This window comes from Kitasatospora sp. NPDC040550, assembly GCF_055594965.1.
Genome location: NZ_JBVIWC010000020.1, coordinates 149,297 through 171,540, shown reverse-complemented (window position 1 = coordinate 171,540; position 22,244 = coordinate 149,297). Strand labels below are relative to the sequence as shown.

Here is a 22,244-nt window from a genome sequence, read left to right as displayed (position 1 = left end):
CCATGCGTTCTCTGATCCATAAGGCTGCCACCGCGACGGCTGTCGCAGCCCTCTCCATCGGTGGCGTCACCGCCATGTCGAGTCCGGCGGCGGCTGCCGTGGGCGCCGGCTCGTGCACCAGGAACATGGCCGACTACACCGCGTGGACGGACACCACCGTCCACCTCCGCAGCGGCCCGAGCACCGGCTACACCAGCCTGGGCCTGCTGAGCACCGACACCAAGGTGACGGTCATGTGCTGGCGCTCCACCACCTGGGCCTACGTGAAGGTCCGCAGCGGCGCCAACGCCGGCAAGACGGGCTGGGTCTCCACCAGCTACCTGGCCGTCCAGATGAACCTCTCGTAGGGGTCGAGCCCCTCGATGACGGGCGGCTGTGGTCCAGGCCCAGCCGCCCCATCACACCAGTCCGCGGACGAAGTACGGCGCGCCGTCAGGGCTTCCGGACCGGATACGCGCCCCCTCCCTGCCTTCCTCGACCCCGCAGGCGGATCCCCCATGCCTTCTGAAGTTCGTTCTATACGCATTTGCTCACGATTGGCCTCCGGCGTGCTGGTCGTCGCTCTCGGGGCGGCGCTCACCGCCTGCGGGTCCGGCACGACAGTCCAGTCGGCGCCCGAAGCCCCTCCCTCGACCTCAGCCTGGCCGGGCGGCCCGGTCCCCGGGAACGGCACCATCCCGGTCCCGACAGGGCCCGCGGCTACCGAAGGGGCCGAACTGCCCAAGGACGTCGCCAAGGTCGCGGCCGACTTCGCCACGGCCTGGGCGAGCCATGACGCACGCCCGGGCAAGGACAGGTCGTACTCCGACGCCGGAAAGCGGGCCGCTGCCTTCACGTCCGAGGACCTCGGCGCCGCGATCAGCGCCGACCGCCCGAGCACGGCCTCCGTGTGGCGGCAGTGGACCGCCGAGAAAACGACGGTCACCGCCACCGTCCTGAAGGTCTCCATCCCGGACGGCGCGCCGGCCCCCACGAACACCACGGCACTCGCACGGGTTCTGTACCGGCTCACCGAAGCCCCCGAGAAGGGCAAGGCGAGCAGCGACACCAAGCAGGTCGCCTTGCAGCTCGAGCGCGGCGCCGACGGCAAGTGGCGCGTCATCGCGCTGCCGTACGCGTAGGCGGCCGGCGTGCAGAAGATCCTCAAGTGGGGCGGCGGGATCGCTGCCCTCTGCTTCGTCATGATCTTCGCTCTACTGCTGATGCTCGGTGGAGCAGGCGGCGCGAGCGCGAACAACACCGGCCCCGGGGGGTCCATCACCGCCGACGCTCCGGTGCCGGACTGGGTCCGGAAGCTGATCGAGAAGGCGATGGGCAAGAGCTGCCCGCAGGTCACTGCCAGCCTTCTCGCAGCCCAGCTGTACCAGGAGTCGGGCTTCCGCAAGAACCCGCCTGACGGCGGAGCCGGCGCCCTGGGCATCGCGCAGTTCATTCCGGGCACCTGGGCGACGTACGGAGTCGACGGGGACGGGGACGGCAAGAAGGACCCGCTGAACCCCGCGGATGCGATTCCCGCCGCCGTGGCGTACGACTGCCGCTTGGCCGACATCGTCAAGAACGTCCCGGGCGACTCGGTGAAGAACATGCTGGCGGCGTACAACGCGGGCGAGGGAAACGTCCTCAAGTACAACGGTGTGCCGCCGTTCGACGAGACCCGGAACTACGTCGAGACGATCACCACGCTCGCAGCGAAGTGGGCGGCCATGGCCGATGGCCAGGTACCGCTTCCGCCCGGGTCCGGCGGTGCGGCGCGCGCCATCGCCGCGGCGAAGACCGCGCTCAACACCCCGTACCAGTGGGGCGGCACCTGCAAGTCCCCGTACCGAGGGATGCAGGGGTGCGACTGCTCCTCACTCGTGCAGATGGCCTGGGGTGCGGCCGGCGTGAACTTGCCGAGAACGACCTACGACCAGGTCCACTCCGGCACCCCGGTGAACTCGGTCAGCCAGCTCCGCCCCGGTGACCTGCTGTTCAGCGTCGGTAGTGCCGCAGTGCCTGAGCACGTCGGCATGTACATCGGCGGCTCGCAGGTCATCGAGGCACCACGGACCGGCCTCAACGTCCGGATCAAGCCTCTGTCCTGGTGGCAGGGCCAGATCGTCGCCATGCGACACATCGGCTGACCTACGCCTCCTCGACCTTCCCTTCCGCACCCGGGCCCATTCCGGTACCGGCATTCCTGCAACTTAAGGACAAACCATGGCATCTGATAGCAAGTGGACGATCCTCGCCGACGGGGTCAACGACGTGATCGGCGGCGTGAAGCCGACCTGGGGGCCGTTCGGCGCGCTCGGCAACACCTCCAAGGTGATCATCGGCGTCATCGCGGCAGTCGTCCTCGCCGTGTCCGCCGCAACGTTCCTCCTCGGCGTCGCCAAGTCGAAGGGCTGGTTCGGCTCCGGCAACTCCACCATGCACACCGACCAGGGCAAGGGCCAGATCGTCGGCGGCCTGGCCGGCATCTTCCTCGTCGCGAGCGCCGCCACCATCTTCGGCCTCGTCTACGGCATGGGTATCTGAGGCAGCCTCCATGACCAACGACACCAAGACCGAAGGCCGGCCGTGGTCGGCCGAGCACGGCCCCCGCCGCAGGCCCCGTCCCCTCACCCTGATCGTGATCGCGATCGTCGTCGTCACCGTGGCCGGGCTGCTCATCGCCAACCTCGCCACCTCTGGGAGGAGCGGCAGCCCGGCCGCCCGGACTCCCTCCGCTTCCAGCGAGAAGAACGACTCGGCTCCCGCCTCGCAGGAAGCCGGAGGGGGGCTCCACAAGAAGGACGGGGTGCCCGTCGGGTACGCGCGCACCGAGGCGGGAGCGAAGGCGGCCGCCTCGAACTTCCAGGCCGCCCAGTCCACGGCGAAGTTCCTGGCCGACAAGGACACCCGCCACAAAGTGACCTCGGTGATCATGGCGCCCGAGGCCGTCGCCCAGCGGCTGAAGACGCTCGACGAGCAGACCGAGACGGCCATGGGCAAGCTCGGCATCCTGCAGAACGGGCGTACCGCCGACGGGGCTCCCCTCATCAACCGGCAGGCCACGCTGGCCGCGCAGGTGACGAGCTTCAGCAAGGACCTGGCCACCGTGGAGCTGTGGACCGCCGCGGTGACCGGCGTGGCCGACGCCAACTCCAAGCTGCCGCCCACCAGCGAGTTCAACCAGTGGAACTACACGCTGCGGTGGGTGGACGGCGACTGGCGCGCCGTGACCATCACCCGGTCGGCAGGGCTGGTACCGCAGGCCACGGCCGGCCAGCCGTCGTCCCCCAACTCCTTCCGTGAACTGGGAGGTGACGCGGATGCCGCGCCGTACGCTGGCTGAGTCCCGGCCGCGCCGCGCGCCGAGGCGCTGGTCCTTCCGCGGGATCCCCGCGGCGATCACCGCCGCCCTCCTGACGCCCCTCTGGCTGATCTTCACCGCGCCCCCGGCACAGGCAATCCCCGGCCCGTGCGACATCCCCGGTGTCTCCACGGTGTGCGACGTGGTCGACGGCGCGGGCGCGGTCGCGGACTTCGTCTCCGACCCGCTCGGCTTCATTGCGAAGAAGATGGGCGAGGCCGCGGCCTGGTTCCTGGAGAAGATCATCGGCTTGATGGACAAGACCACCAAGGTCGACTTCACCAACCCGGGCTTCCTCAAGCAGTACGCGCTGATCTTCGCCGTCGCCACGCTGTTCACGCTGGTCCTCTGGCTGATCGCGGTGGCCAAGCGCGCCATGGCCGGCGTCTCCCTGACGACCGCCGTCTCGGAGGCCGTCGGCCTCCTCCTGGTCCAGGTCCTGGTCAACGCCTTCACTCCCGCTGTCCTTGTTCTGGCGAACCAGCTCGTCGACGAGATCACCAAGGTCTTCGCGGGAAGCGCGATCGAGGAGGGCAAGGGCTTCATCGAGAAGCTCACGAAGGTGATCCTGGCGACCCAGGGCACAAATGCCCCGGTCGTTCTGATCATCGTCTTCCTGATCATCATCATCGCCGCGCTGCTGGTGTGGATCGAGCTGCTGATTCGCGCCGGCGCCCTCTACATCGGCGCGGCGCTCGGGCCGATCGTGAACGCGGGCCTGGTCGACCGTGACCTGTGGGGACGAACCAAGAAGTGGGCCGGGATGCTCCTGGCCCTCCTGCTGGCCAAGCCGGTCCTGTTCATGCTCTTCGGCCTCGCCGCGGCGATCATGAACTCGGACTCGCAGTCCGACTCGGAAGCGGTCAACACGCTCCTGGTCGGTGCGCTCCTGCTGTTCCTCGCGGTGTTCTCCAGCGCCTCGCTCTACAAGTGGCTGCCCGGATTCGGTGACCAGATGGGCGACCTGATGAACACCCGGAAGGCTGCCGCCCAGTCCGGCCCGGCAGCCGCCGTTCCGGGCCCCGCGCAGGCCGCGAACTCCGCGATGAACGCCCGCATGACGAACTCGGTGGTCGGTGGAGGCGGCGGCGCCGCCGCGCTCTCGAACCCTGCGACCGCCGCCGCGGCGGTCGCGAAGGCCGGTGTCGACATGGCCAAGAACAAGGCCGAGGGCGCGGACACCATCGCAGACCAGGGCGCGGGCGGCGACACTCCCGGATCCGACTCCGGTGGGCAGTCCGGCGGCGGCAGCGGCGGCACGCCGAGCACCGCTCCGTCCACCAACCCCACCGGCACCTCGACGGTGCCCGTCGGCAACGAGGGCGGCGAGGGCAGCTCGACTCCGTCGTCGTTGGGCAACGGCACGGCCAACCCTGCGGGATCGCCCGTCGTCCCGGCCGACGCCGGTGGCTCCGGAGAGGGGTCTTCCTCCTCGCCCCCGTCGTCTGCGCCGACCACGCCCACGGGCCCGTCCACGATCCCGACGCCTGCGAGCACCCCGGCCGCCGGACCGTCTGGGTCCGGACCGACCGGCCCGTCCCGGATCCCGTCACCCACACCCGCGAGCGCGCCTTCGGCGTCAGCGCCCCCTTCGCCCAACGGCGGAGGAGCAACGCCTCCCTCACCCGCATCCAGCACCCAGAGCGGCACCGCGGCACGCGCCGTCCCCTCGACCGTGCCCACCCCGTCAGCCCCGGCCAATCCCACCCGGCCGATATCAGGAGGAAGTGGTAGCTAATGGCCGCAGACCGTACATACGTCTTCGGCAAGCCGCGGCCGACCGGCCTGGTCGGCAAGCGAGACCTCGGCGAGCAGGTACTCCTGGTCAGCGCCGCGGCCATCGCGGTCCTGGCCGGCTGGATCTTCTCCGCTGTGCCGATCCTCGCGGTGATGGCCATCATCCTGCCCCTCGGTGCGGCAGCGGGCGCCGTGTTCGTGCCGTACAAGCCGAAGGGCGCCTCCTCCCGACGCACCCTCTACAAGTGGTGGAAGATCCAGCGCGACCACAAGCGCACCCTGAAGGTGACGAGCGGTGTGTGGACGTCCCCGGCCATCGAGGCCGGCGTCCGCCGCGACGGGACCGCGCCGGAAGCCGCGCTGGAACCCGCTCCCGGCATCCAGCGGATGCGTCCGATCACCACTTCCGTCCGCGGACAGGACATCGCAGTCGTCCTCCAGCCGGAGCTCGGATGCGTCACGTTCGCGTTGGAGATCGCCTCGCGCGGGCACGCCGGCAAGGACCGGTCCGAGCAGGAGCTCGCCCTGGAACGGTGGGGAGCACTGCTCGATTCCTTCGGCAACAGCACGGACAACCCGATCGACCGCATCTCGGTCCTCGCCCGCCAGCTGAAGAGCGACCCGGAGGCACACCAGCAGCACATCGCCACCCGTGCGCAGTCGCCGGCCACGGCGAAGGTTCCCGGCTGGCTCGCCCAGTCGTACGACGCACTGTCCGACGCGGTAAGCACGAGCGCCGAGGAACACCGGTACTACGTCGTCGCGTACGCGACCTGGAACAAGGACTTCGCCGCAGAGTCCCACGAGCGCGGGGAGGGCGACGAGGGGATCGCCGCCGTGATGGCCGCCGCGGCCGAGGAACTGTGGGCCCGCTGCGAGGATGCCGAACTCCGCGTCGTCGCTCCCATGGACCTCGGAGCACTCACCGCCCTGATCAGGAACTCGTACGACCCCGATCACCTGATCTGGGACGAGAGCCTGCCGATGCAGCACGCCTTCCCCCGTCAGGTCGAGGTCGTCGACAAGCGCTGGTTCCGTGCCCGCGCGGCCGACTCGCCCGACGGCTGGTACCACTCGACCGCGGCCGTCGTGTCCTGGCCGAACACCCCCGTCGGCCCCGACTTCATGGCGCCGCTGCTCATCGGCCTGCCGGACATCATCCGCACGGTCGCGGTCACGACGCACCTGGAGCCGAACGACGCCGCCGTGAAGCGGATGCTCAGCGAGGACACCAACAACCAGGCGGAGATCCAGCGCGACATGCGTCTCGGCCGGAACGTCGACCCGCGCGACCTGATCGCCACGCAGGCCACGGCCAAGCGCGGCATGGAACTGGCCGCTTCCGGTGCCGCCGGTGCGGCGATCGTCGGCTACATCACCGTCTCGGCGCGAACCGAGAAGGAACTGTCCAAGGCCAAGCGGGACACCGGCGCCAAGGCCCGCTCCTCCCACCTCGGCATCGAGTGGCTCGACCTCGAGCACCACCGTGCCTTCGCAACCACCCTGCCCTTCGCTGGAGGGATCAAGAAGTGAGCGTTTTCGCCCCCTCGAAGGAAACCGCGACCCGCCCCCTCTACACGACCACCCGGGCCTCGCAGTCCCTGTACCTGCCGATCGCCCCGCCCACGCTCGGCACGGCCGGCGTGGTCGTCGGCCGGGAGCTGTTCAGCGGCAAGGCCTTCATCTACTGCCCGTTCTCGATCTTCGGTGACGGCCTGCCCGGTGGAAACATGCTGGTCATGGGCGACACGGGCCGCGGCAAGTCCGCCCTGAACAAGACGTACGCCCTGCGCCAGGCCCGCATGGGCCGACGCCTGGCCATCTTGGACACCAAGGAACAGAAGGAGAGCGGCGAAGGCGAGTGGGCGGCCGTGTGCCGCGCGCTGACCGGCTCCGAGCCGATCAAGTTCGTTCCGGGCGGCGGCCCGGGTTCGGCGTGCATCAACCCGCTGGACCCGGCGATCAGCGGCCGACGTCAGGTCGAGCTCGTCCGGACCGTGGTCGAGCTGGGTCTCGGCCGCAACCTGGACGAGTTCGCCGGCAGCGCCCTCCGCATCGCCGTGCGCCGGGCGAACGAGCGCGCGGCGAGCGAGGACCGCGTCGCGATCCTGCCCGACGTGGCGTACGCGCTCCGCCACCCGACCGAGCAGGATGCAGCGGCCAAGAAGCGCAGTCTCGACGAGCTCCTGGCGGATGGCCTGGAGGCGTCGTACGTCCTGGACCGGCTGTGCGGCGGCACCGAGGACGACGTGGCCGGCGGCGGCGACCTGGTCGGGATGCTCGACGGTCCCACCTCTCTGAGCGTCGATCTCGACGCACTGATGATTGTCTTCGACCTCGCGCGCGTTCCCTCGGGCGGCGCGGCGATGACGATCCTCATGGCCGTGATCAGCGTGTTCTTGGAGGAGGTGTGGCTGCGGGGCGAGTGCGAGTGCGGGACTCCGCCCGATGCCCACGGCCGCGTCATCACCGATGCCGCGTCCGGCGCGTGGAAGCGCGGCGGGAACCCGGCTACGGGCTGCCGGAGCTACAACCAGATCAAGCGGATCTTGATCTTCGAGGAAGCCTGGCACATCCTCGGCACCCCGCAGCTCGCAAAACTGCTGGAGAAGTTCCTCAAATTCGCCCGCGGGTACGGCCTGAGCTGCATCTTCATCGTCCACCATCTCTCGGACGTGGACGACAGCACCGAGACCGCCGCCGCACTGAAGATGGCGGACACCCTCGTCATCTACTCGATGAAGGCGGACGAGGCACGCGAGGTGGTGGCCCGGCTCAACCTGCCGGCCTGGACGGCCGACCACATCCCGCGTCTTCGGCGCGGCGTGGCGCTGTGGAAGGTAGGAGAAACGGTTTACCCCGGCGTCCAGCACTTGCTGACAACCACCGAGGAGCAGCTCTGCTTCTCCTCGAACGCCATGTCCGAGATCGCGGCTGACGAAGACGAGTCGGCCGAGCTCGCGGCCGCATGACCGCCGGGGGACTGCTCCATGAACGCTCCTGCCCCTGCTGGTGTGCGGGCCCACGCGCCCGGACCTCCGCTGCTCGGCCAGACGGTCTTCGAGCAGTCCTACCCGGCCTCCGGGCCCGGCTGGGCCCCGGGCCGGGTCGGCGGCTGGTGGGCCTTCTTCACCTGCGGCTGCTGCCACGAGCAGCGCTACGAGCCGCTGGTCTGCCTTCCGGCCGACGCCACCGCGGAGGCGCTGGCCCGCCACGCCACCGCGTTCTGGGCCCAGCCCTGCGTACTGCTGCCTTTCCACGACGGCTTCGCCGTCTACCCCGCTGGAGGTGAATCGTGAGGATCTTCCGAGGCCGCGACGAACGGGTCGTCCAGCGAGCTGGCCGACGCCCCGGACTCGATGCGGTCGCCGATGGCCTCCTGTCCACCTTCCTGGAAGCTCCGGACGGGCATCCGGTCGCTCTGGCCGCGATCGCGGAGGAGCGCGGCCTGCCCGCGCGGCGACTGCACGCCGCCGCCCGCGCCCTGATCGCCTCCGGCCACCTGGTCCGAGTCAAGCACGAGGATCGCGGCGGGCGGTGGGCCACCGACCTGTTCGCCTTCGACACCCCGCTCACCGCCGAGGAACTTGAAGCGGTGCGGGCCCGGCACTCTGACGCGGTCACCGTCACCGTCGAATCGGCGCAGACCTCGGAGGCACAGCCGACGACCCCAGCCGAGCGGGGCACCGCGCCGCGGCGCCCCGCCGAACCGCGAGTCCTCCCGGAGGACATCGAGCTGGTCACCGCCGCATCGGTGCGAGCCGTACTCGATTCCCTGCCGGGACAGCTCACCGCCCTGCTGCCGTCCCCCCTCCCCACCGCCATCCAGTCCGCCGCAGAGGCTGCTCTCGCCGCCGGTCGTACACCCGAGGACCTGTGCGCCCGGGTGCTGCGCCGCTGGTGGGCGCACGGCTACGCGGTCAAGGCTGCCTCGATCCAGAGCCCCGTCGGGGTCGCGATAGCCCTGCTGCGGCCCGGAGCCTGCCCGGACCCGCGGTGCGAGGACGGCGTGGGGCTCGACACGGGGACTCCGTGCCCCCGCTGCGCAGAGCGAAGCGAGGACCACCACCGGATCAAGGCCTCAGAGCGACGCGCGGCGACGGGGCCCGAGCGCCACGCGGCCCCCACGCCGACGCCTCCGCCCTACAGCTCTCTCGACCTGGTGACTGCGGTGGATCCCGACACCAACGCCACAGGGGTCGCCCGCGTCCGTGCGGCCCTGTCCGCCGCGAAGGACGCCCGCTCCCTCAACCTGCCGATCAACTCCGTGTCCAGGAGGCCCTCATGACCGACGTTCCCTCGCTCTTCGGGGGCGATGGTCTGATGCAGTACGGTCCCTGGGCGCTGCTCGGTGTCGCCGCCCCGGTCGCCGCGATGGTGCTCAAGCCGTGGGAGCGCCAAGGCGACGGCGCGACCTGGGGCGGCCGCCGGGTGGAGAAGCACCTGCGTGCCGAGCAGGAGCTCGCCACCCGTACGGACCGGCTGATCGCCGGACGGGGCACCGTGACGAAGAAGCTCGTCGCCGGTGAGCCCTGCCTGTCCGGTCTGGCCTTCGGTGTCCCGGGCTCCGGAAAGTCCATGGGCCTCCTGCTGCCGAACGCCCTGGAGTGGGCCGGCCCCTTGGTGATCACGACCGTCAAGGCGTCCGACCTGGACATGATCTACGCCCGCCGGGCGGCACTCGGGCCGGTCTACGTCGTCGCCCCCAAGGGCATACCCGGCCGCGCGACGGCCCGGTGGTCCCCGGTGGAGTACTGCAAGACCGAAGAAGACGCCGACCAGATGGCCAAGTGGCTCGCCGAGGCCTCCTCGAACAGTTCGGACCCCAAGGCCCAGACCTGGCTGGAGCAGGCGCAGCCCATCATCAAGGGCCTCCTCCTGGCGGCCCGCGTGTCCGGGGAAGGCATCACCGCCTTCCGCCGCTGGCTGTCGCTGGGGAAGGACGCCGCCGACACCGTCGAAGGCATCCTGCTCGACGCCGGCTTCACCGAGGCCGCGGAGGACTACGCCTCACCGTGGCGGCGACTGCACGCCGACGGCCAGGGATCGGTCCAGCTCACGCTCAACGTGATCGCCCGCGTCTACCAGGACAAGGCCGTACGGGAGACCAGCTCGGGCAGCGACTTCACCGCCGAAGAGGTCCTCGCCAAGGGCGGCACCATCGCGATCGTCGCCTCCGCGTCGGACAGCAAGCGCTTCGCGCCGCTCATCACCGCGCTGATCGCCTCGGTGATCCACGCCGCCGAGACCCAGTACGGCCGCACCGGCAAGCCGCTGTCTCCCGCTCTCGGCCTGCTGATCGACGAGGCCGGCAACGTCCTCCGGTACCCGGACCTCGCGACGGTGCTCACGACCGGCCGCGGCCAGGGGATCGTGATGCTCACGATCTGGCACGACCTCTCCCAGCTGCGCACCTCGCTCGGCGACGACAAGGCGAACACTGTCTTCTCCGCCTCACCATTGCGGATGCTGCTCCCCGGCGTCGCCGACCCCGAGACGCTGAAGTACTTCAACACCATGCTCGGCCGCGCCGAGGTGAAACGGGCAACCGTGACGCGGGGCAGCGACGGCGGCCACTCCAGCACCACCTCCACGAGCGAACGCGACCTCGCCCCCATCCACGAACTCCAGCAGCTGGAGGACGGGACCGCCGTCGTGCAGTACGGCAACCAGAAGCCGGTGCGGGTCCGCCTGCGGATGACGTTCAAGGACGAGGACCTCCAACAGCTGATCAACGAGCCCACCGCCCAGAAGGAGCTGGCACGTGCCTGACGAACTGTCCCTCGACGATCCCGCCGACCTCAACGTCGACGAGACCACCGGCGAGATCCTCGACGATGCCGAGGACGAGGAGGTCGACCTGGCCGGGTGGGTCTGGGAAGCGATGGAGCCGCCCGTCCGCCGCGAGCGCCTGGCCGAGCTTCGGACCTGGGTCCACTGGCTGGTCCGTACGTACCCGTGGACGCACGCCCACGTCACGCCGTGCTGGTACGAGCACAAGGACGTCCGGGAGCACCTGACGGCACTGTTCGTCTCCTGGGTCAGGACATACACCCCGGGGAGCAAGCGGGACACGGCCGAGGTCGAGTGGATCGACGCCCTGTACCGGACGATGCCGCGCCTGTCGCTTCAGGAGTGCGGTCCGCAGAAGCACACCGAGCAGCGGGCGCGGGAGTTCAAGGACACCGACCGCGTCTTCGAGGTCCATTCCAAGGTCTCGGACGACATGACGGCCGCGGCCCAGCACCCCGGCCTGCACGAGATGATCCGACAGGGAGTAGAGCAGTGACCGTACCCGTGCCGCCGACGACCGCCACCACCCCGGTTGGCCGCATCTGGCCCCGCTGGGCCGCTGGCGCCGACCTCTCGGGCGACACCGGCGAAGCCCTGCGCCGCCAGCTTCAGATGCGTCTGACGATCCCGCCCTACGTAGAGTCCGTAGCCCTGCTCCTGGGCCGGGACGCCGTCGGGAACCAGTTCACCAAGGTCATGGGCTGGCCGTACGCCCGCCACGCCCTGAACCAGCCGATCGAGTGGTGGCGCACCGCCGACGCCGAGCCGGCCCAGCCGGGGTGGCCTCGGCGCGACGGGCTCGTGTCCATCCTCGATGTGGCTGACGCGTTCCCGCTGTTCGCCATCCTCCCCGACCGGTCACCTGCCGTCGCGTACGACGGGGATGACGAAGCCTGGCACCAGGCGCGTCGTTCCGCGCTGTCCACCGCCGTCGCACAGCAGGACGGTTCGACGGACACATGGACCATCCGGGTCCCGGAGGTGGTCGCGCCCTGGCTGACCACCCACTGGTCCGTCCCATACCCGGCGCGCAACGCCTCGGTGTCGCGGTCGCTGGCCTCTGTGACGTTCGAGCAGCCCACGGGCGGTGTACTCCGCGGCCGACGTACCGCCACGATCGAGCTCTCCGAGGTCCAGAGCGACATCGCCGCGCTGGTCCACGTTCTCGTCGGTACCACCCGGGACTCGGGTCGTGCCGCGGCCGCCGGGTCTGCGGAACTGCGCAAGCTGCTGTGGCGCTTCGCCCAGGGCGACGAAGGTCTGGTGGAGGGCGACATCACCCTCGCGCACCGGCAGGCCTTCCGGTGGCTCGCCCCTACCATGCCCGTCGCGCAGGCTTCCTAGGCTGACTCGACTGCCCCACCACGACAAGGAGACCTCGATGAACAGCACTCCCATTCCCCGCGAGCGAGGAGAGCGCGCCCGAGCCGCTCAGCAGGAGCGGCTCCAGCAGGCGGTGGCGGCTGGACGGATCGCCCCGGACATCGCACACGCTATGGCCGATCCCGCCCTCAGCCGGTGGCGCGCGTCCAACGGCTTCGCCGTCGTCACCCACATCGAAGCCCTGACCGGTCCTTCGACGGGCAAGATCCAGGTCCCGGACGACCTCGTACGGGAGGCAGTTCCCGCTGAGGTCGACACGACCGATTCGGGTGCCCTTTGGGAGCTGTACCGCCTGGTGCTGACCGATGGGACCGCCGAACAGCAGGCGAGCCTGCTCAACCGCACGTTGCTGAAGTCCCTCTGGGGCCCCGGGCTGGCCGAGGAACCGATCATGCGTGTGTGGGAGAGCCGGTTCCCCGAGCTCACCGGGCGGTGACTGACGCGTGCACGAAGACGAGAAGTGGCGGATAGCCCGGATCGCCCTGGATGCCGTGGGGGAGAGGTACGACTACGCGCTCGCCGGCAGCATGGCGCTGCGGGCCCACGGCCTGGCCGAGAGACCGGTCGATGACATCGACCTGTTCAACATGCCCGACACCGGCACGGACGCCGTGCAGGCACGGGCCGAGGTGATCGCCGCGCTCACGGCGGCCGGCTACCAGGTCGAGGTCGAGAAGGTCTGGGCCATGGACCAGGCCGCGAACCTGGGCGTACGCGACCCCGAGCGCCTGGACGTCTCCCCGGTGACCATCCAGATGGTCCCGATGGAGATGCGGTACTTCCCCGCCGACATCGACGGCATCCGGGTCATGTCGGTCCAGGACTGCGTGCAGATGAAGGCGGAAGCCGTGGCCTGGCGTACCGAGGCCAAGGACTACGTCGACCTGTCCGAGATGAACGCGATGCTGGGGGCCGAGGTCGTCGACGAGTACCTGGCGGCGAACCCTCACCCCGTCAACGAGGTCGTCTTCCGCTCGCAACTGGGCAAGGTCGCGGAGATCCCCGACGAGAAGTTCGCCGTGTACGCGGTGGACGCGTTCAAGGCCGCCGAGGTGCGCCAGAACATCCTCTCGTGGGCCGGGGAGCTGGCACCGGCGAAGCCGAATCCACTGGCGGTCGATGCCGCCGGCCCGGCGGCCGGGATCAGCGCGCTGCTGCCCGATCAGGCCGAGGGGGCTGCGGACCGGATCGCGGAGAACTCCCCGCAGTCACTCATGACCGACCACGAGCTGATGGTGACCGGGGCGAAGTCCCGGCAGCTCGCCGATGCGGCTGAGGCCGTCGCAGAGGAGTCGGAGCGCGAGGCGAAGTGGATGCGCGACAACTTCGAGGCGTCGGGCGGCGGCTCTCTCGCCTCATCGCTTCGGGACATGGGTGCGGACGACGAGATCGTCCAGCGCGCCGCCAACAGCGAGCGTGAAGACGTCGAGCGGAAGGAGGCCCGGGCTCAGGAACTCCGCGGGCAGGCGAACGAACTCCGCGGCCAAGCCGACCTCGCGAAGACGGAGGTCGCACGCCGGTCGGAACTGACCCCCGAGGAGCGCGCGGCTGAGACCGTCATCCGACGGGAGATTAACGGTCAGGTCGCCGCCCAGGCCGAGCCCACCCGGGTATCGGTGATGGCGCGCGCCACGGCAGCGACACCTCATCAGCAGCGGGCGGTCCGCGCCTGACGCGCGAACTCCACCAGCCGCCGGCGACGTACGACGAACAGATCGAGAGCACCATGAGCACCATCCCCCCGTCTTGGCCCGAGATGCACAGCTTCATGCCCAACGGGAAGCCTGACCCACCGTGCCCGTGCCCGCGCCACCGTTGCGGCGGGATCTCCGAATGGTCCCCGGACTGCGAGGTCCACACCGGAGCCGGGAACCCTCTCCGGATGATCAAGCTGGCCTCCCAGTGCTGCCCCGACGACGGGGCCTGACCTCCGGCGTTGTCCGGGCTCGTGGTTATAGTCGCCCCCTACACACCCAGGGGGTCTCCATGAACAACCGCACCACCGGACTCGCCCTGGCCGCGCTCGTCGCCTTGGCCGCCGTCGGCTGCAGCAGCGCGAGCGGCACCAGCCACCCCGGCGCCGCCAACAGCGCCGCGGCCGGCGAGGACACGACCACACCTCCGGTGAGCCAGTCCGAGCTGCACCGGCGGCTCCTCACCTCCGCCGATCTGGGCCAGGGGTACACGGAGGTGCCGGACAGCGGGAAGCAGCGAAGCGACGTCGGCATCACGGGCTGCCCGGCCCTGGAGAAGCTAGGCGACAGCGCCCAGGACGGCGAGCTCGCGTTCGCCGTGAAGGCGAAGGCAGGGTTCGCATACACCGCTGGATCAACGGGGAACTCGACGTTGGGCGAGGAGCTTCACAGCGATACTCCGGCCAAGCTGTCCGAGGGCACCCGGGCCCTGTTCAAGGCGTACGAGTCCTGCCCGAGCTTCACGATGACGTCAGGTACCACTCCCGTGAAGATCGAGATCGGCAGCGCGAGTGCGCCCTCGGACCTCGGCGATGAGCGGTACGCGCACACCATGACCGTCGCCAGCGGGGCCTCCACCACGGTGCTCAAGCAGGTGGCCGTCCGCACGGGCAACGTCGTGGTGATGCTCACCGGGGCGCCCGGTCTCGTCGACGCTCAGCTGCCGGCCGCAGTGGTGAAGGCCCGCTCCACGGGCTGAAGCAGCACGCTGACGAGGGGCGGCTCCTCCGGGGCCGCCCATCGTCGTTCCAGATCGAGAAACCTCGTCGTTCAAGGTCCCCGGCGCGGCGATACTGACCCGATGGCGATAGACCTCGGCGGCGCACGGGCCGCCCTGCGGGCGGGAGACCCCGCTGCGCTTCTCGGTTTGCGCGAGTCCCAGTGGCTCGACGCGAAGGCCCAGCTGTACGACCTCCGGAGTCCCCAGGGAGCGGAGTCCTTGGCGAAGCACGTGGCGGCCTTTGCGAACACCGAGCACGGCGGACTCATCGTCTTCGGCATCCGAACCCTTGAGCAGCACGGCCGCGAGGTCCTGGAGGAACTCGCTCCTCTCGGGCCGGTCACCCTCGATGTCAAGCAGCTCCGCGACCTCATGAAGGAGCGGATCACACCTGCCCCGCGGGACGTCGCTATCGAGCGCATCGACCGCGACGGCGAGCTGCTGTGCGTCTACATCGACATCCCCCCGCAGCCGGCTGGGAACCTTCCGTACCTCGTCGAGGCGCCTGTCGGAAAGCCGGGTCGCCTGAGCAATACGAAGGTAGCGGTGCCGATCCGCGAAGCGGATGGCACGACCTGGCTGCCCCGGTCGGATATTCACCGCCTGCTCTCCGCAGGGCTGGCAGCTCAGGAACGTCCCGGGGCTGCGGCCCTCGCGGAACTCGTCGAAGACGCGGTCGGCAGAGCGGAGGCCCGGCGATCTGAGCAACCTCGGTACCGGGTTGGACAGGGACTACCGTCGCGGGAACAGGAGTTCCGTGAGGCGTACGCCGCTCTGACCCGCGACGCTCCGGTGGGCGAGCCAAGTTCCGAAGTCCACTGGGACGACGGCGGAGTCGGCGTCCTACAGCACTTCGCGCCGCGGCCGCCGGCGCGCACCGGATGGGTCCTGTGCGCACTCCCTCATCAGCGGCCGGTCGCCGTAGCGGAGCCGGTGTGGCGGGCACTCGTCGAGGCTGGAAGTGGTGCTCCTGGCTCTCCGCTCGCAGCGATCGGCTACCCGTACGCGCCACCGAGATCCATGGCGCACGAGGTGATCGGCGAGGACGCGGAACGCGTGGATCTTGACGGCGGCCGTTGGGGCCGTGGACAGCTCGTACGGGCGGCCGACGGCTCTGGATGGCGGTGGGAGCCGCGCCAGCCGCCGAGCTTCGAGGTGACGCGGGGGTCCCGGAACTGGACGAGCGGGCCGGAGCCATCGCTGCGTGTGCGGGCGACGGTCACCTTGCCGTGGGCGGATCTGTCGGGCTCCGTCATCAGCCCTGCACGCCGCCGGGAGCTCGCCGACATGCTTCCGTTCTCGCCGCTCGCCGGCGTGGCGTCGATCCTCTCGGAGCGTCGGGGGATGTCCTGGCGGGCCTCCTCCTGGGAATCGGGGCCGCACAGGAATGCCTCGGACGCCGTCAGCTACTCGAGCGGTTTCGTGGGTGCCGCGGGTGGGCGCGCACTGGCGGCGAACGTGATGGCGACGCTTCCCACTCAGCTCGATCCGGCTGCCGTGGCCTGCGCCGAGCTGTGCGTTGATCTGCCGTCGTGGCGGGAGGCGGTGTCCCCCGGTGACGGCACGGGCCGGGAGGAGCGCCTGTCCTGGGAGGAAGTGGAGGCTGTGTTCCAGGCTGCCTGGGAGACCGCTTCCGATCACGCCGCACGGGTGCTTGTCGACGACCCCGCGGCAATGAGGTGGGCTGATGTCCCGGCAGTCGAGCTGGGGATCTCCGCCGGCCAGCGCCACGACGGGGCACCGCAGATGCCTTTGGACGACGTCGTGGATCTGGCACCGCTGGGGGCGACCGATCGGCGTCCGTTGACGCGCATGTCCGTCACCCTGCGAACGGGGGTCCTCCTGCCGCCCGCTGACCGGAAGCGCCTGCTGCGGGAGGCGCTGGACCGGATGCTTCACGGTTTCGGCTTCGTCGACGCCCCGGAGGCGGCGCACAGGTAGCCGCTGCGCGGAGGGGGCCGAAGTCGGCCCCGGCGCGAACACCGCCGGTGGGCGGCCTCGTCAGTACCGGTGCCCGTCGCGCCGGTTCTGCTCGTCGTCGAGTTGCTGCCGTACGGCCGCCTGGGCAGCGTCGTGGGCACGGCGCTGCTCCTCGGCCTCGGCCGCCTGGGCACGCTCAGTCTCTTCCGCCCGTCGCAGTTCGGGATCCATCGTGGCCCGTACGGCGACCTCCTTGCGGAGTTCGAGGGCACGCTGCCGCTGCGCCTCAGCCCGGCGGCGCATCCGGTCGCCGGTGGTACGGGCGCGCGTGGAGTCCGCTGCGGCGATCTCCTTCTCCTTGGCGGCCACGGCCTCCTCGGTTCCGCCGAGCTGTTCCCACTGCTCCAGGAACTGGTCGTGCTCACTGGGCTCGCCAGCAACGGGCGCGGCCGTCTCGATCTCCTCGCGCCACGCGGTCCTGCGCCGCTTGGCGTCGGCGAGATCTTCCACGGCTTGGGCCCGCTGCTCCTCGACGGCACGCCTGTCGTCGCCTCGCAGGAAGAGACGTCCGAAGCGTCCGGTCTCCTCCAACTGAGACGTCGAGCCGACCAGGCGGTCCGTTGCAGCAGCATGGTCCGACTCGGCCACAGCCAACTGATCCTGCGCATGACGCAGGTCACGGATGGCCGCCACGCGACGCGCCTGTGCAGCAGTCTCCACGTCGATCCGACCACCGGGCGCGGCGTCCGCGGCGAGCTCGTCTGCACGAGCGAATGCCGCCTCGGCTTCCGTGTCGGCAAGACGCGCTCGGGACAGCGCAGACGACTCCGCGGTCCGCAGGGCGTTCCCCATGAGGGCCCCGAACGGTCGCTGTCGCCAGCCTGCGGGAGCCGGGACCGGTTCCTGGCCGAGCGCGTCCAGTGCCCGCTCGGCATCACGTCCGGCCTGAGCGGCGGCACGCGCCTCCAGGCCCTCCGCCGCTAGACGGCGGGCGGCATCCTCGGCCTGCTGCGCCCGGGCCTGCGACGCGTTTGCGACCTCGGCGGCACGCGCCGCGAGCTCGGCGAGACGCTCGTGACGCGCGTGAAGGGCGTCGCGCTCGTCGCGCCGCTGCGGGTTCTCCAGGGCCTTTCGCGCGGCCGCGGCCCGGTTGCGGATGTCCTCGGCGGCCTGCTCGGATGCCTCGGCGGAGCGCCTTGCCTCATGTGCTTCGTCAGCCGCGCGCGCGGCCTCCCGCGCCCGGATCGTGCCGAGTTCCCCGCGCCGGGCGACGTCCTGGAGGCGTGCTCGGTCGTCCTCCTCCGGCGCGCTGGAGGGAGGCGTCGCCTGGCGGAAGCGGTCGACGGCGGCATGGGCCAGGTCGTAGTCGAGGGCCTGTACGGGCTCGGCGGGCCGGCTCCCCAGGGACAGGTCCTCGCGGCCGTAGTCCCACCGCTCGCGGTACAGGTCGATCGCGGTGGCCGCCTGGATCCAGAGTTCTCGACGCGGGTCGCCGTCGAAGGGGACAGGACCGAGGGCGTCCAGCCAGCGGGCACCCGCGTCGGCGGCGGCGAGCACCCGGGCGCTGGACACGGCCTCCTCCAGGGTGGGCTGGGCGTCCCTCCAGATACGGCGAACGTGATCGGGGCCAGGCGCGGGGGCCGGGCCGAGCGGCTCGTCGCCAACGAGCTGGGCGAGGTCGCGGTACGCGGCGGCGGATGCCAATCGGGAGCGCCAGAGGCGAACGTCTTCGGGGTCTTCGGGCTGTCGGCCGTAGGCGGCTGCCCAGCCCTCGCCGAGGGTCGCTTCCTCGGCAGCGGTGGTGGCCAGCTCCTCCGTGCGGGCCGCGATGGCCTCGGCGAGGGCGTGGGCGTACTCCGCCTTCTCGCCCTTGTGACTGGCCGGAACCACGAGGTGGAGGCGGGCGAGAAGATCGGCCCCCGTCCCCAGGGCGCCGGTCTGGTGTTCCGCCTGGTCGAGGGCGTGCAGGACCCGGTCGTCGGTGTGCAGACGCCAGTGGAGGACGGCGGCGACGTCGTCCGCGTCGCCGAAGCCGCGCGTGGGGATGGCGCGCTCAAGCGCGGCGACCGGATCCTCGCCGCCGGCCTCGATCCGGGTGAGGACGTCCCGAAGCGCGGGCCAGGCCTCGGCCGTGACGATGGCCTGGGCCATCGGGATTCGGTCGCCGATTTCACGGAGGAGCTGTTCGCCCACGATGTCGTCGAGGGTGAACCGCAGCCGGGGAACCAGGGTGTGAAGGGCTTCGGCGGCGTCGAGGGATTCGCGCTGTGCCACGGTGGCCGAGCGGGTCGTGCCGTCCCTGCCGACGATCTGAGCCCACGCCTGGCGGGCGGTCCGCACCGGGTCCGGGGCACCGACGATCGGCTCGATCTCCGGCGTGACAACGAGGTAGATGTGGTTCTCGTACTTGCCGCGCGTCGCCGAGGGGTACGCGGCGTTGCGCGTCATACCGGCCGAGAAGAGGGCATGCGCGGTGTCCGTGGTGATGCCCTGTGCACGGTCCTTGGTGATGGCGTAGCCGAGCTCGACGGACTGCTCGACGTACGCGGCAGGCAGCACGGCGCTGGCCTTGGACTGGTCGGAGCGTACGACGAGGCTGCCGTCGCGACGGACCTTGGTGACGGTCCAGAGGTCGCCGTTGCGGACGTATCCGCGGCCTCCGCGGACGCGGATTCGGCGGTCGATGGCTCGGGTGACGATTCGGTCGCCGGCGCCGAGCTCGTTTCCGTCGCGCAGGCGGATGGTCCTGGCCGAGTCGACGAGGCCGGCGCTGACGCGATCGTCACGGGCGCGGGCGGACAGGGCCGAGGCGGTCGCGTTGTCGGGTGCGATGAGGATGGAGACGAGGCCGTCCTTGGTGTCCCTGAGCCATGCCTCGTACGCTTCGGCAGCCATGGCGTCGGCACTGCCGAAGTGGATGCGGCCGCGGGAGTGGTACGCCTGGAAGGAGCTGGTGGAGTCGCCCTCGGCGAGTGCCTTCGATGCCTCGATCTCCCAGGTCCGAAGCTTGCCGTCGTGGTCGCGGAAGCGTCGGACCTCGGTCAGGTAGAGCGCACCCGCGTCTTCCTCGATCTGGGCTAGAAGGCCACCGGGCCCAGGCGCACCGAGCTGGAGCGGGTCACCGACGGGGAGGAGTCGGCCCCCTGCGGCCGTCACCTGGTGAAGGAGGCTGGCCATGTCGGTCGAGGCCGCCTGGCCCGCCTCGTCCACGATGACGATGGCCCCGGCAGGCAGGCTCCAGTTCGGCGCGCCGGGGGAGACCAGCTCGCTCATCGTGAGCCAGCGTCGGATGTTCTCCGTACGGATGGCGGCTTCTTCCGCGAGGACATCCGCCTGGATCTGTCCGTTGGACATGCCGATGACCGGGATGCCGTAGGCGTCGCCCACTTCGCGGATCAGGGCCATGATTGTGGTCTTGCCTGCGCCGGCTCGGCCGATGATCGCCTGGACTTGGCGGTCGCCGGTGAACACGCCGTGGACGATCGCGAGCTGTTCCTCGCTGGGGGTGAACCCGCGCTGCGCGTGGCCGGCGTGCAGCGCGGCGGATATCTGCGCGTGGGTCAGGCGGCGCACGGCGGCCGGGGCTTTCGCGGCCTGCACGACTGCTCGCTCCGCTGCCTTGATGCGGTGGGAGGTGAAGCGCGTGCACCCGGCGTCGTGGAAGAGGGAGGTGCCGTCCGCGCGCCGGTAGGCGGCAGGGACGGGCAGCAGCTCGGGCATGTCCACGAGCTCGCAGTGCTCGACGGAGAGCGTGGCGGTCGTGAGCTGCTGGACGGCTTCCTCGAAGCGGCCTTCGAGGGTGATGTGCAGTCCGCTGGAGACGAGCTGACGCACGACCTCGGCCTCGGCGTTGGGCCGGGTCCAGGTCTCGCGTTGCTGTTCGAGGACTCTCACTGCGGCGGCGGGGATGTCCTCCAGGCGGGTCACCCGACGCGCCTCCAGAGCGTGGGCCTCCGGGGTGTCGGTGGCCCGCCGGCTGGCACGGTCGGACTCCTCGCGGCCGAGAGCGAGGACCTGCTCGGGGCGACGGAGCCCTCGGCGGCGGGCCCGGTCGCGCCAGTGGGCGCGTTCGTCCTCGGGGCTCCGTAGTTCCTTGTCAGGACGGTCGGTGAGGGCGGCTGCCTGGGCGAGCTGGTACGCCTCGGCACGGTTCGGCTCCCGGCCCTCGCGCTGCCGGAACGTGGACATCAGTGTCCGCAGGTGGCGCTCGGTCTGCTTACGCCGGGTGGAGAACTCGCTGATCAGCTCCTTGCCGATGCCGCGGAACTCGCGGACCGGGCGCTTGTCGAAGCTGAGGCTGTCCTCACGTTCGACAGCGGTGATCCCGAGGTCCTGCGCCATGCCGCGTTCGAGCTCGGCGGCGTAGATCTCGCCGAAGGTGACGCGCTGACGGTGAAGAGGGCGGGCGTCGAGGGCGAGCCACTTGCCGTCGGCGAAGACCTTCGAGCTGATGGCGATGTGCCGGTGGAAGGCGGGGTCGCCGGCACGGCTGGAGCGGTGGACGAAGATGGCTGCGGTCAGTCCGTCGGTGGGTATTTGGGCCACGCCGTTGGCTCCGATGCGCGCGTAGGCGGCGTCGGCTTCGATGCGGTTCCACATCTTGAGGAAGGCCCGCTCCTCGATCTGGAGGAGCTTCTCCCGTCCCTCGTCGTCCGCCAGGGCGTACGCCACGGCGAAGGACTTGACGGGGGCGACGACCATCTCCCATCCGGCGCGGGCCGAGCGCTCGCCCTCACGCTCGACCTGGTCCCGGAGCTCCTTCTTGCGGGCAACGGATGCCTGGGGCTCCAGGCGAAGCCGCTCGGCGTATCGCTGTTCGACCGTCTTGTACTGACGCCAGCGGCGCCCCAGGGCTTCACCGGTGATCGGGTCTTCGCCGAACTTGAACAGGGCGTCCGCGTGTTCCTGGGAGACCTCACCGGCGAGGCCGAGGGCATCAGCACCAAGGCCGATCCAGGTTCCAGGGGTGTCGGCCCCGGCGGCCCAGTGGTCCGCGTTCTCCTTGACGCCGAGGGTCCGGTCGTCGCTCGCGACGGTGCTGAGGAGGTAGTCGATACCGGTGCCGGCGCTGACGGGATGGATCGTCAGCAAGGGCGTCCACGCCGCCCTCTCGACACGCTCAGGCGCGGGGCCGAGGAGAGCGTGAGCGAGTCGTTCATGATGGTGATCGTATTTGATCGGGACGCATATGCCAAAGGTAATGCACATGGTGTGGCTGGATGATCTGGCACAGATCATGATGACGAGCGTCGGTGCAGGTCAGAGCAACTGCGGAACGCAGAGTTGCTTCAGCGGGAGGCACAGTGCGGTGTCAGCTGGTGGTGGCGGTCAGGGAGCATCGGAGCTTGCGGGCGACGTTGTCGGAGAGCAGGTCGGCGAT

General features: G+C 70.4%; 18 protein-coding genes. 17 read left to right on the top strand and 1 reads right to left on the bottom strand.

The window, feature by feature from the left end; all coding sequences use genetic code 11:
* Window positions 1-2 precede the first annotated feature (2 nt).
* From ACZ58X_RS27490 to ACZ58X_RS27410, 17 genes are all read left to right on the top strand, one after another.
* Window positions 3-347 carry an SH3 domain-containing protein gene (locus tag ACZ58X_RS27490; protein ID WP_470336259.1) on the top strand — a complete coding sequence of 115 codons (345 nt, stop codon included), beginning with the start codon at window positions 3-5 and terminating at the stop codon, window positions 345-347.
* A 150-nt stretch (window positions 348-497) separates the two neighbouring features.
* Window positions 498-1,121, top strand: coding sequence for a Cif family virulence factor (locus ACZ58X_RS27485; protein WP_470336258.1), 624 nt, complete (start codon window positions 498-500; stop codon window positions 1,119-1,121).
* Between the two features lie 9 nt (window positions 1,122-1,130).
* A complete protein-coding gene (locus ACZ58X_RS27480) occupies window positions 1,131-2,123 on the top strand; it encodes a C40 family peptidase (protein WP_470336257.1) in 993 nt (330 codons plus the stop codon).
* Window positions 2,124-2,199: 76 nt separating this feature from the next.
* Complete coding sequence (locus tag ACZ58X_RS27475; protein ID WP_470336256.1) at window positions 2,200-2,520, top strand: hypothetical protein; 321 nt, start codon at window positions 2,200-2,202, stop codon at window positions 2,518-2,520.
* 10 nt (window positions 2,521-2,530) lie between these two features.
* Window positions 2,531-3,319: a DUF8175 domain-containg protein gene (locus ACZ58X_RS27470; RefSeq protein ID WP_470336255.1), complete on the top strand. Its 789-nt coding sequence runs from the start codon at window positions 2,531-2,533 to the stop codon at window positions 3,317-3,319.
* Window positions 3,297-5,075, top strand: coding sequence for a hypothetical protein (locus ACZ58X_RS27465; protein WP_470336254.1), 1,779 nt, complete (start codon window positions 3,297-3,299; stop codon window positions 5,073-5,075). Before ACZ58X_RS27470 ends, ACZ58X_RS27465 begins: the two co-directional genes overlap by 23 nt.
* Complete coding sequence (locus ACZ58X_RS27460; protein WP_470336253.1) at window positions 5,075-6,607, top strand: SCO6880 family protein; 1,533 nt, start codon at window positions 5,075-5,077, stop codon at window positions 6,605-6,607. The genes ACZ58X_RS27465 and ACZ58X_RS27460 overlap by 1 nt, the downstream gene beginning before the upstream one ends.
* Entirely contained in the window at window positions 6,604-8,046 is a 1,443-nt protein-coding gene (locus ACZ58X_RS27455; RefSeq protein WP_096631646.1) for an ATP/GTP-binding protein, read from the top strand. The genes ACZ58X_RS27460 and ACZ58X_RS27455 overlap by 4 nt, the downstream gene beginning before the upstream one ends.
* A gap of 18 nt (window positions 8,047-8,064) precedes the next feature.
* Entirely contained in the window at window positions 8,065-8,373 is a 309-nt protein-coding gene (locus ACZ58X_RS27450) for a hypothetical protein (RefSeq protein WP_143660106.1), read from the top strand.
* Window positions 8,370-9,362 carry a hypothetical protein gene (locus ACZ58X_RS27445; protein ID WP_470336252.1) on the top strand — a complete coding sequence of 331 codons (993 nt, stop codon included), beginning with the start codon at window positions 8,370-8,372 and terminating at the stop codon, window positions 9,360-9,362. Before ACZ58X_RS27450 ends, ACZ58X_RS27445 begins: the two co-directional genes overlap by 4 nt.
* The gene (locus tag ACZ58X_RS27440) at window positions 9,359-10,846 is read left to right on the top strand and encodes a type IV secretory system conjugative DNA transfer family protein (protein ID WP_470336251.1); all 1,488 of its coding nucleotides are present in this window, start codon (window positions 9,359-9,361) and stop codon (window positions 10,844-10,846) included. The genes ACZ58X_RS27445 and ACZ58X_RS27440 overlap by 4 nt, the downstream gene beginning before the upstream one ends.
* Window positions 10,839-11,363 carry a hypothetical protein gene (locus ACZ58X_RS27435; RefSeq protein WP_470336250.1) on the top strand — a complete coding sequence of 175 codons (525 nt, stop codon included), beginning with the start codon at window positions 10,839-10,841 and terminating at the stop codon, window positions 11,361-11,363. The genes ACZ58X_RS27440 and ACZ58X_RS27435 overlap by 8 nt, the downstream gene beginning before the upstream one ends.
* Window positions 11,360-12,211: a hypothetical protein gene (locus tag ACZ58X_RS27430; RefSeq protein WP_470336249.1), complete on the top strand. Its 852-nt coding sequence runs from the start codon at window positions 11,360-11,362 to the stop codon at window positions 12,209-12,211. Before ACZ58X_RS27435 ends, ACZ58X_RS27430 begins: the two co-directional genes overlap by 4 nt.
* 37 nt (window positions 12,212-12,248) lie before the next feature.
* Window positions 12,249-12,686: a hypothetical protein gene (locus tag ACZ58X_RS27425; protein WP_470336248.1), complete on the top strand. Its 438-nt coding sequence runs from the start codon at window positions 12,249-12,251 to the stop codon at window positions 12,684-12,686.
* 7 nt (window positions 12,687-12,693) lie between these two features.
* Window positions 12,694-13,923 carry a nucleotidyl transferase AbiEii/AbiGii toxin family protein gene (locus ACZ58X_RS27420; RefSeq protein ID WP_470336247.1) on the top strand — a complete coding sequence of 410 codons (1,230 nt, stop codon included), beginning with the start codon at window positions 12,694-12,696 and terminating at the stop codon, window positions 13,921-13,923.
* A 313-nt stretch (window positions 13,924-14,236) separates the two neighbouring features.
* Entirely contained in the window at window positions 14,237-14,923 is a 687-nt protein-coding gene (locus tag ACZ58X_RS27415) for a hypothetical protein (protein ID WP_470336246.1), read from the top strand.
* Between the two features lie 102 nt (window positions 14,924-15,025).
* Window positions 15,026-16,885 (top strand): AlbA family DNA-binding domain-containing protein, encoded by a 1,860-nt coding sequence (locus tag ACZ58X_RS27410; protein WP_470336245.1) that lies wholly within the window; start codon window positions 15,026-15,028, stop codon window positions 16,883-16,885.
* A 60-nt stretch (window positions 16,886-16,945) separates the two neighbouring features.
* On the opposite strand, the gene mobF is transcribed toward ACZ58X_RS27410, so the two are convergent.
* Window positions 16,946-22,102 carry a MobF family relaxase gene (gene mobF / locus ACZ58X_RS27405; RefSeq protein WP_470336244.1) on the bottom strand — a complete coding sequence of 1,719 codons (5,157 nt, stop codon included), beginning with the start codon at window positions 22,100-22,102 and terminating at the stop codon, window positions 16,946-16,948.
* Between the last annotated feature and the right edge of the window lie 142 nt (window positions 22,103-22,244).